This is a genomic window from Streptomyces sp. NPDC002144 (assembly GCF_053593695.1).
On sequence record NZ_JBSFDB010000050.1, the window covers coordinates 44,478 to 54,565 of the forward strand.

6 protein-coding genes are annotated in these 10,088 nt (G+C 69.5%); all 6 read right to left on the reverse strand.

Annotated features, from left to right (window positions below; genetic code table 11):
* Window positions 1–49: 49 nt before the first annotated feature.
* The gene (locus tag ACWCQ1_RS42740) at window positions 50–2,458 is read right to left on the reverse strand and encodes a ricin-type beta-trefoil lectin domain protein (RefSeq protein ID WP_451028960.1); all 2,409 of its coding nucleotides are present in this window, start codon (window positions 2,456–2,458) and stop codon (window positions 50–52) included.
* Window positions 2,459–2,506: 48 nt separating this feature from the next.
* Window positions 2,507–4,339 (reverse strand): RICIN domain-containing protein, encoded by a 1,833-nt coding sequence (locus ACWCQ1_RS42745; protein ID WP_451028961.1) that lies wholly within the window; start codon window positions 4,337–4,339, stop codon window positions 2,507–2,509.
* Window positions 4,340–4,408: 69 nt separating this feature from the next.
* Window positions 4,409–5,884, reverse strand: coding sequence for an arabinofuranosidase catalytic domain-containing protein (locus tag ACWCQ1_RS42750; protein ID WP_451028962.1), 1,476 nt, complete (start codon window positions 5,882–5,884; stop codon window positions 4,409–4,411).
* Window positions 5,881–7,512 (reverse strand): glycoside hydrolase family 27 protein, encoded by a 1,632-nt coding sequence (locus tag ACWCQ1_RS42755; protein ID WP_358608838.1) that lies wholly within the window; start codon window positions 7,510–7,512, stop codon window positions 5,881–5,883. The genes ACWCQ1_RS42750 and ACWCQ1_RS42755 overlap by 4 nt, the downstream gene beginning before the upstream one ends.
* 43 nt (window positions 7,513–7,555) lie before the next feature.
* Window positions 7,556–8,983, reverse strand: coding sequence for an arabinofuranosidase catalytic domain-containing protein (locus tag ACWCQ1_RS42760; RefSeq protein WP_451028963.1), 1,428 nt, complete (start codon window positions 8,981–8,983; stop codon window positions 7,556–7,558).
* A 394-nt stretch (window positions 8,984–9,377) separates the two neighbouring features.
* The coding region (locus tag ACWCQ1_RS42765; protein WP_451028964.1) for an RICIN domain-containing protein at window positions 9,378–10,088 on the reverse strand (711 nt) is incomplete at its 5' end.

The following is a 10,088-nucleotide window of genomic DNA, read 5'->3' on the forward strand; positions in this document are numbered from 1 at the left end:
GGGTCCTTCAGGGGCAGGTGACGAGGTGGGCGGTCTCGGCCGGCGCCGGTCACTCGCGTGTCCACTTCTGGTTGCCGGCGCCGGTGCATGTCCACAGCTCCAGCAGGGTGCCGTTGGCCGTTCCCGCGCCGGTGGCGTCCAGGCACAGGCCCGACTGGGCGCCGGTGATCGTGCCGTCGGCGTTGAGGGTCCACTGCTGGTTGGCGGCGCCGGTGCAGCCCGAGATGTCGACCTTGGTGCCGGGGCTGGTACCGCTGGCCGCCGCGTCCAGGCAGGCGTTGCCGTAGACCCGCAGTTCACGGGCCGGTGTGCTGGTCCACTGCTGGTTGCTGCCGCCGTTGCAGTCCCACAGCTCCACCTGGGTTCCGGAGGTCTGCGACTGGTTGGGCACGTCCACACACCGGCCGGAGGCGGCCCCGACGATCGGGCCGGTCGTACCGCCTCCTGCACCGCCGCTTCCGGGGGTGAGCGAGAGGTTGTCGAACTGTGCCGTCTCCCCCTGGCTGGTCGCGTAGCCGATCTGTCCGCCGGCCCAGGTGCGGTCGTTGGCGGAGCCGACCGTGGAGCCGTCCACGACCGCGCTGATGGTGGTTCCGGAGAAGGTGAGCGCGAGAGTGTGCCACCGGTTGGTGCCCAGCGCCGTGGTCGTCCCGCGGGCGAGGGTGGAGACGGTGCCGTTGGCGCCCGAGTTCAGGATCGACCAGGCACCGGTGTCGCTCACCCTCAGGTGGTAGGCGTTCAGACCGCCGGTGCTGCTGTAGTCCTGGCCGTTCGCACGGCCGATCAGCTCGGCGTATCCCGGCTGCTCCAGCAGCACGTCGGACGAGACGGTGTAGTTGCTCCAGCCCACGTCACCGAGCAGGGCGTGCGGATCGGACAGCGCGTCCCAGGTGATCGGCTTCTGCGGGCTCATCTGGCGCACGCACCTGCCGCCGCGGCCGCCGCCGCAGGCCGTCACCTCGAAGGCGCCCTGCCAGTCCATGAGGTACTTCGCCTCGGTGCCGGCCGTGTAGCCGTCGAAGGTGTCGCCGTACGGCAGGCTCATGGCGCCCTGGGCGGGGCCGGTGGCGGTGCCCTTGCCCTGCCCGGTGGTGGTGGTCAGGGTGTAGAGGCGATGGGGCTGCACGGTCAGGCTGAAGCCTCCGCCGGAGGGCGTGATGTCGGCGGTGTGCACGAAGTAGTCGGCCGGGTTGGAGGAGTTGACGTCGGTCGACCAGACGTGGACGGTTGCGCCGGACAGGCCACCGGTGACGTTGAAGTCGAGGGTCTGGGCGTTGCCGGCGTCCATCGTCTCGATGACGGTGGAGTAGTCGGAGCTGTTCGGGGACTTCAGCGAGACGTAGCTGCCGTTGTTCCGGTTGCCGCCGATGTAGCCGCTGGAGGAGTCGAGGTACTTCCAGCCCGGGGCGGTGAACTGGCTGGTGTGCGCCATGACCCAGGTGTTCTTGCCGATCGCGTAGTGTCCGGACCAGGGCTGTGCGGCCAGGGCGAGGCCCATGGTGGGGTACGGCAGGTTCGGTGTGATGGCCGCGACGACCGGCCAGTTGAGGTATGCGGTCATCCTGCCGTCGATGTAGCCGCGGTTGATGCCGCGGGCCATGGCGGGGGCTCCCGCGTTGTAGTCGTCCGAGCCGTTCTCACTGGCCCACAGGGGCTTGCCGGACGTCGTGGCGGCCGACGGCACCGAGCAGTTGGACTGGGAGGAGCGGTAACCGCAGGGGTAGTGCGTGCCGATGACGCTCACCGCGGCGGCGAACGCCGAGTTGGAGTTGACGTCGTTGGCGACGGTCCAGTCCGAGTCGGCCGCGACGATCTTGACGCTGCCGTAGCCGTTGGAGTCGAGCGCGCTGCGCAGTTGCTCGTACCAGGACACGTTGTAGCCGCGCTCGTTCCAGCCACCGAGGTAGTCGATGGCGAGGCCGTGCTGTCTGGCACAACCCAGCCAGGAGACCAGGTAGTTGACCATGTCGCTGGACCAGAAGTTCCCGCCGCCGATCCAGCCCGGCGCGCCCCAGGCCAGGCCGTAGAGCTTGATGTCCGGGTTGCGGGCCTTGGCCTGCTCCATGAGCCACCATTCGTAGCCCCGGTCGCAGTTCAGGTCGGAACGGGTGTGCTGGTGGCTCGGCTCGGCGCCGGAGGTGGAGTTGGTGTCCCCGCCGATCTCGGCCTTGAGGATCTGCAGCGAGGCCCCGTAGCCGGGCCTGAAGAGGTAGTCGAGGATCTGGCCGCGCTGGGGCTCGGGGTAGTCGATCAGGAGTCTGCTGTTGCCTCCGCCTCCGCTGATCGCGCCGACGCCGTCGAAGGTCCGCCCCGTGGACGCGCCGTTGATGGTGATCGAGGTGGCGGCGTGGGCCGGAGAGGCGACGGTGCCGACCAGGCCGCCGACGGCCAGGAGCAGGCCGGTGACCACGGCCGTCGAGGCGCGCAGGCGACGCAGCAGCCGTCTGAGTGCTGACACGGTGGGGGTTCCTTTCGCAGGTCGGTGGGATCCGCGTCGGGTGCGGTATCAGCGGACGAGGAAGTCCTGATTGGTGCCCGGCGCGTTCTTGCACTGCCACTGGTCCAGTTGCTGTCCCGCGGTGCTGCCGGCGCCGTAGACGTCCAGGCACAGGCCGCTGTTGCGGTTCTGGAAGGTGTACGAGCCGTCCGACTGGCGCACGGGCAGCCAGAGGGCGTTGGCGGCGGTGCCGGGGGCCTGCTGCACGATGTCCGGGGTGCCGGCCGTCGTGGAACTGGCCGCGACCGCCACGTCCTGGCCGGAGTGCTGGGCACGCAGTTCGCCGTAGCCGTCGGAGGCCGGCACGAACAGGAACCGCTGGTTGTCCTGCCCGTTGCAGGTCCACTGGTCGATCACGGCGCCCACGGCGGTGGAGTTGCCGTAGACGTCCAGGCACAGGTTGTCGTCGGCGACGACGAGTTGGTGGTAGCCGTCCGGGAAGCCCGTGCCGCCGGAGGAGGCCGGGGTCAGGTAGACGGCGAACGCGTCGTGCGTTGCCTGGAAGGTGAGCGGCACGGTGAGCGAGCCGCCGGAGGCGCTCACGGTCTGGTCGTACACGGTCTGCGGCGCACTCAGCGGAGCCTGGTCCGGGATGCGGTGCACGGTGACGTGGACGTTGCCCGCGTTCGCCAGCCAGGGCACCGAGGACAGTCCGTCGAAGGTCACGGACGCGGCGCCGGTGTACCCGTTGGAGTCGCCGATGAGCGCCACGGCGCGTTTGGCGGTGGAGTCCTCGGAGGCGGCCACGGCCGTGGAGCCGATCTGCCCGGAGGTGTCGACCAGGGTTCCCGTCATGTCGGCGTAGTCCCGAAGCGCCCACCAGTTGCCGGTCGGCTGCCAGGTGCCTCCGCTCTGGGTCAGCACTCCGGTCAGGTTCGGCGTGACGCAGCAGACCCAGTTGCCGCGCATGGCGTTGGTGTATCCGGACTGCGCGAACCGGGCCAGGTACCAGGCCGTCACACCGGCGGTCTGCCGGTCGGCGGGCTGGTACTCGTTCGAGGACAGAGGCAGCGGGCCGATGCCCGCCGAGCTCAGGGCGTTGCGCAGACTCTGGGCGACGGTGACGGGGTCGTCGACGTCACCCTCGTTGTGGTTGCTGATCATGTCGGGAACGGTGCCGGCGGCTTTGACGTGCGCGAGCCAGGTCTGCCACTGCGCCGGGTTGCGCTGCGGGGTGAACGCCAGCGACGGCCCCACGATCCGCGCCCCGGGGGCGATGCGCCGGATCTCCCGGTAGGCGGTGTCCCACATCTGGAAGTACTGGGCGCTGTTGACACCCCGGGTCCAGAACACGGAGATGTCCGGCTCGTTCCAGATGTCGTAGGAGAACGTGAGCCCTGACGTCTGAAGGGCCCCCACCGTGGCGTCGATGAAGCTGATCCAGTTCGAGCAGTCGCCGTTGTCGCACGGGTATCTGGTGTTCGAGGGCTGGCCGCCGTTGACGCCGTAGATGTCGCTGACCAGCACCTGGTACTGCGCGTGGTAGGGCGGCCGGGTGAGTCGCCGGGCCTGGGCGGTGATCGAGTCGAGGTCGGCCCGGGTCGCGGACCCGTACTGGTAGCCGTCCCTGATCCAGCCGCCGGAGAACCATCCGCCGCCGCGGAACGCGTTGATGCCCAGCGGTTGGAGGAACTGGTCGACGGGCTGGGTGCCGTCCTGGCTGATGCCGTAGAGGAACCCCTCCCCCACGCCGGTCGACGGTCCCCGGGGCGAGGCCAGGTCGACGCGCAGCGACGTGCCGGCGGCGGCCTGGCTCGGGGCCGTCGCCAGCAGCGCCATGACGAGTGCCAAGACGATGCCGCTCACCAGTGCCGCAAGGCCGGATCTCGCTCTCATCCTCATCGGGTCCTCCTGGGTCGGGGCGACGATGGCAGGCCGCCGCCCCGGAGTCGGGCGCATGGGCGCACGGGGTCAGTTCAGCGTCCATTTCTGGTTGGACTGGCCGTTGCAGGTCCACAGCTGCACGGGCGTTCCGTTGGCGGTGGCGGCGCCCGACACGTCCAGGCACAGCCCGGACAGGGCGCTGGTGACGGTGCCGCCCGCGTTGAGCGTCCATTGCTGGTTGCTCTGGCCGTTGCAGGTCCAGGTGATGACCTTCGTGCCGGGGCTGGTGCCCTGCCCGGAGGCGTCCAGGCACAGGCGGTTGCCTGCGAGGGAGACGGTCAGCTCACCGGAGGTGCTCTCGGACCAGGTCTGGTTGGCCCCGCCGGAGCAGTCCCGGATCTGCGTCTGCGTGCCCGGTGTCGTCGAACTGCCCGGTACCTCCAGGCACTTGCCCGCGCCCACCGCATGCAGCGCACCGGTGGTACCGCTCCCGCCGCCCGACGTCCCGTACCCGGCGGCGGTGATGCCGGCCTGGACGGCGTTCTCGGTGGCGTCGGAGGGGTAACCCGCCGTCATCGCGCCCTCGAAGAACTCGCCCTGCCCCGACACGCTGTTGTCCCCGCCGGTACCCAGGAGGACGGAGCTGTCGACCTTCATGGGTGAGTAGCCGTTGGGAAGGGGGCCGGAGAAGGTGGTGGTCAGGCCTCCGGCGGCGCCGTTGCCGTACTTCAGGGTGAAGTTGCTGGTGCCGTTGTTCTTCAGCCACGCGCTGACGAACGGGTAGTGCACGCCCTGGTTGTTCGGGTCCTTGTTGGAGCCGGTGTTGGTGTGGAACATGCCGTTCTCCAGGTCGGCCTCGACCCAGGGACCGGTACCCGTGCAGCCGTTGAACCAGCAGGCGTTGCCCCAGTAGATGGCGTTCATGGTGGCGTTGCCGGTGTCGGTGTGGGAGTTCTCGCCGCTGCCGTAGTCGAAGCAGCACCACTGGTTGGTGTAGTTCGACGACGTCACCATGTAGATGCCCTCGGGCTGGGAGCCGGTGGCGACGCCGCTCGCGTGGTCGATGCGGTAGCCGACCCCGGGTGTGACCTTGACGCCGAAGACCTGGTGGCCGGCCACGGTCACCGGCAGGGCCATGGCATCGGCTCCCACGTCGGATCCGCCTGGGCCGGGTCCCTTCCAGTAGCCGCCCCACGAGATCGGCAGGTCGTTGTGGCGGGTGGTCTGGTCGTAGATCTTCGTGATCGTGCACGAGGTGCCGGCGCAGAACGAGACCTGGGACGCGGCGTCGGCGTACCCGCCGGCGGAGAGCAGCCCGATGTCGCGGTAGGCGTGGTCGGAGGACCGCTGGATCTGGTACAGCGGCCCGTTGTACGAGGCGAAGAGCGCCCTGGTGGTGGAATGCGCGGTCACGCACGGTGTGCCGCCCGCGGCGTAGAGGTCGCACGGAAGCTCCGCGGCGGCGGGCACGATGGTTCGCGGGGACGTCGCGAACGCCGGTGTGCCGAGCGCGGCCAGCGCCAGCACCAGGGCGATCAGAATGGCGGCCGGGAGGCGGTTCATGCCAGCGTCCATCGCTGGCTGCTGCTACCGGTGCAGGTCCTGAGCTCTACGAGACTTCCGTCGGTCGTGGCCCCTCCGGTCACGTCCAGACACAGGCCGGACTGGACACCGGTGATCGTGCCGTCGGAGTTCAGCGTCCACTGCTGGTTGCTCTGGCCGTTGCACTGCCAGATCTCCACCTTCGTGCCCGGCGTGGTCTGGTTGTTGTAGGCGTCCAGGCACATCTGACCGGTGCCGGAGTAGACGGTGAGCTGACCGGAGGCGGTGTGCGTCCAGGTCTGGTTGGCGCCGCCGTTGCAGCTCCAGATCTCCACCTGGGTGCCGGCGGTCGTGGTGGAGTTGGGTACGTCCAGGCACTTGCCCGCGCCGACCGCGTGCAGCGCCCCTGTCACGGCGGTGCCCCCGCCGCCGCTGGTGCCGCCCGCGACCCGGTACATGACGGTGCCGTGGGCCGGTACCGAGGCGCTGATGGTGCCGGAGGTCGTGGACGATCCGCCCGACCAGAGGTCGGTGAGGGTGTAGGAGGACGCGCCGGTCTTCCCGATCGCGGCCGCGGTGGTGGTGATGGTCGCCGTGGAGCCGGTCTCGTTGAACAGCGCGACGGACACGTCCCCGTTCGCCAGCGGCTTGGCCAGCACGTCCAGTCCGCCGGCGGACGACACCATGGTGCCCTGCTTGCCGAGGGGGTCCTGGTCGACCGCGATCACCCGGGAGTTGGTCAGCGTGGCCAGGGTCGCGGCGCTCGCCTGGGGGATGTTGGTGCCGGCGATGAGCGGCGCGGCCATCTCCGCCCAGAGGCTGAACTCGCTGCGGTTCTCGGTCGCCGTCATCGAGCCGTTGCCGACCTCCAGCATGTCCGGGTCGTTCCAGTGGCCGGGGCCTGCGTAGGAGGCCAGCCCGACGTTGCTGTGGAAGATCGACAGCATGCTGGAGAAGGTCGGGCTGATGTCTCCCGTGGTGCGCCAGCTGTTGCCGACGTCGGCGCCCCAGGTCCACACGTTCTCCTGGCCCCAGTTGCACAGGCTGTACAGGATCGGTCGGCCGGTGGCCGCGAGCGCGTCCCGCATCGCGGTGTACCGGGTCCGGGCCGGCACTCCGGTGTTGTTGCAGTTGTCGTACTTCAGGTAGTCCACACCCCACGACGCGAACGACTGCGCGTCCGTGCTCTCGTGGCCGAGGCTGCCCGGGTATCCGGCACAGGTGGCGGTGCCCGCGTCCTCGTAGATTCCCAGCTTCAGGCCCAGGGAGTGGACGTAGTCGGCGGTGCCCTTGATGCCGTCGGGGAACTTGGCCGGGTCCGGCACCAGGTGGCCGCCGGAGTCACGGTTGTGGGTCATCCAGCAGTCGTCGATGTTGACGTACGCATAGCCCGCGGCCTGCATGCCGTTGGTGTGCATCGCCTGGGCGGTGGACTTGATGAGCGACTCGGAGACATTGCAGCCGTACGCGTTCCAGTCGTTGAAGCCCATCTGCGGGGTCGGCGCGAGTCCGTTGCCGAGGGCGGCGGCGGGGTGTGCCGTGCCGAGGGCGAGCAGGGGTGCTGCCACGGCGAGCAGCACGGCCGCGAAGGTGAGCGCCAGGATTCTGCGCAGGGACGGCAATGGGGGCAGCGGAGGGGAAGTGGGCATGGGGCATCTACTCCTGGACCGGAGGGCGGAAACTGACAGGCGTTCAGCGGTAGCCGGCGGCCGTGACGTTGGCCTGCACCGCGTTGTCGGTCGCGTCGGAGGGATAGCCCGCGACGATGGCTCCCTCGTAGAAGGTGCCGGCGCTCAGGTTGGCGCCACCACCGGGCTTGCAGCAGTCGCCGCCGCTGCCGAGGACGATGGCCCCCTGCTTCTTCATGGGGCTGTATCCGCCGGGCAGCGCGCCGTCCCACAGGGTGGTCAGACCGCCCGACTGGGCGTTGCCACCCTTGAGAGCGAACCTCGACGTGCCGTTGTTCTTCAGCATCGCGGTCACGAACCTGCCGGTGAACGCCCGCTGACCGGGGTTCCAGGACTGGCTCCCACCGGAGTACAGCCCCCATTCGATGTCGGCCTGCACCCAGGGGCCACTTCCCGAGCAGCCGCCGAACCAGCACTCGGTGCCGAAGTTGATGGCGTCCATCGCCCCGGCGGCGTCGGCCTTCCGGGTCGTCTCGCTGTTGCCGTAGTCGAAGCAGCAGCCGCCGTTGACGTGGGTGCCGCTGGTCACCATGTACGCCCCTTCGGGTGCCGCACCGGTCGGCACGCCCGTCAGGTGGCCGTCGCGCCAGTAGCTGTTCCCGGGGTTGATGTACAGCGAGTACGCCTTGGTGCCCCCGGCGGTCAGCGACTCGGAGGTCGCCTTCGCGGGGCTGCTCTGGCTCGATCCCGGGACCTGGGCGGAGCCCTGGTACCACAGGTCGTTGCCGTGCCCGGACTGGTCGCGGACGACCGTGATCACGCAACTGGTGCCTGCGCAGAACGCGTCCTGGGCCGCGGCGTCGGCGAAGCCGCCCGGCGCCAGCACGCCGATGTCCCGGGTCGCACTGTCCGAACTACGCCTCACCTGGTACAGCGGGCCGTTGTACGAGCCGTAGAGGGCGCGCACCGTGCTGTGCGCGGCGACGCACGGGGTACCGCCCGCGGCGTAGATGTCGCACGGACCCGACCCACCGGGCGGGGGCGGGGCGGCGGGCGTGGTCCACTTCTGGTTGCCCTGGCCGTTGCAGGTCCACAGGATGACCGCGGTGCCGTTGGCCGTGCCCGCTCCGTCGGCATCGAGGCAGAAACCGGACGCGGCAGCAGTGACGGACCCGTCGGGGTTCTGCCGCCACACCTGGGTCGCCCGGCCGTCGCACGAGCGGATGACCGCGGGGGCTCCGGGCGTCGTCCGCCCGTCCAGGACGTCCACGCACCGGGTGCCGTTCATCGTCCTCAGCTCGCCGGCCGAGGTCGGCTGGAATGCCTGGTTGGCCTGGCCGTTGCAGTCCCAGATGTCCAAGGTCGTGCCCGGTGTGTCGACGTTGCCCTTGACGTCCAGGCACCGGCCCGACGCCGAACCGACCAGGGGGGCCGGCGACGCCGGCGCGGACCATGTCGGCCCGTTCACCAGCAGCACGGCCAGCAGTCCCATCACGCATACGGCGGCGGCCGCCGATAAGCGCGACGCGCGAGCGGTGGGGTGACAAGGCGGAGCGGATGAAGGCTGCATTCTGTGTCCTCGCGTCTGCGGGGGAAGGGGACGGAGAGTGCCGTGCCTGTCCGAGAGCGTTGGGAAGGGGTGTCGACCGCTCCTGTCGGCGCGCCCGCAAGCACGCACAGGGAACAGTCATACATCCCATGTCGCATAGTGATCTCACAGGCCCAACACACTGTCAATAGACAGCACTTGGCGATTCATCACTTGATACATCCCATGTATAGCGCCTGTTCGCACTGTCTGAGGGCATGCCGGAACCCGCGTCCGCTACGACCGCCGTACCGGGCGCGGGTGTCCGCTCCGAGGGCCCTACCGGGCGCCGATCACCTCACCCGAGACGCCAGTGCTGGTTCGAGCCACCGTTGGAGTCCCAGACCTGGACGGGGCTCCCATTGGCTGTCTGTCCCGCCGGCACCTCGAGCGCCCTGCCGGAAGCGACATTGGTAAGGGTGTACGAACCGTCGCCGTTCAGGCTCGCCCGCCAGTGCTGGTTCGCCCCGCCGTTGGTGTCCCAGATCTCCATCCGCGTGCCGTTGCCCGTCTGACCACCCGGCTCGTCCAGAACCCGCCCGCTGCCGACATTCGTCAGCGTGTACGAGCCATCACTGTTCTGGCTGGCCCGCCACTGCTGGTTCGCACCGCCATGGGTGTCCCAGACCTGCACAGACGTGCCGTTCGCCGTCTGCCCGCCGGGAACATCCAGCGCCCGTCCCGCGGCGACGTCGGTCAAGGAGTACACCGTCCCCGAGACGATGCCGCCCGAGTTGCCGCCCCCGCTGCCGCCCAGCGCGGTCAGGACCGAGTCGTAGGCGGGCTTCTTGTTGCCTCCGCCGTCGAACAACAGGGGGTTGTCCCCACTCCGCCAGGAGTCGCTGTCCCGGATGCCCCACACGGTGATACCGGTGCAGCGGGCCACGTTCATGCAGGCCTTGACCGTGTTCGCGTAGGCGGTGGCGGGTGCCTGGGCGATGTCGAGTTCGGTGATCTGTACGTCGACGCCGAGCGCGGCGAAGTTGGACAGGGTGGTCTGGAAGCTCGC

Bases quoted from the DNA above. Each gene is read 5' to 3' on its own strand.
- ACWCQ1_RS42745 (WP_451028961.1), bottom strand. From the start codon at position 4,339: ATGAGGATGAGAGCGAGATCCGGCCTTGCGGCACTGGTGAGCGGCATC.
- ACWCQ1_RS42750 (WP_451028962.1), bottom strand. From the start codon at position 5,884: ATGAACCGCCTCCCGGCCGCCATTCTGATCGCCCTGGTGCTGGCGCTG.
- ACWCQ1_RS42755 (WP_358608838.1), bottom strand. From the start codon at position 7,512: ATGCCCACTTCCCCTCCGCTGCCCCCATTGCCGTCCCTGCGCAGAATC.
- ACWCQ1_RS42760 (WP_451028963.1), bottom strand. From the start codon at position 8,983: ATGGGACTGCTGGCCGTGCTGCTGGTGAACGGGCCGACATGGTCCGCG.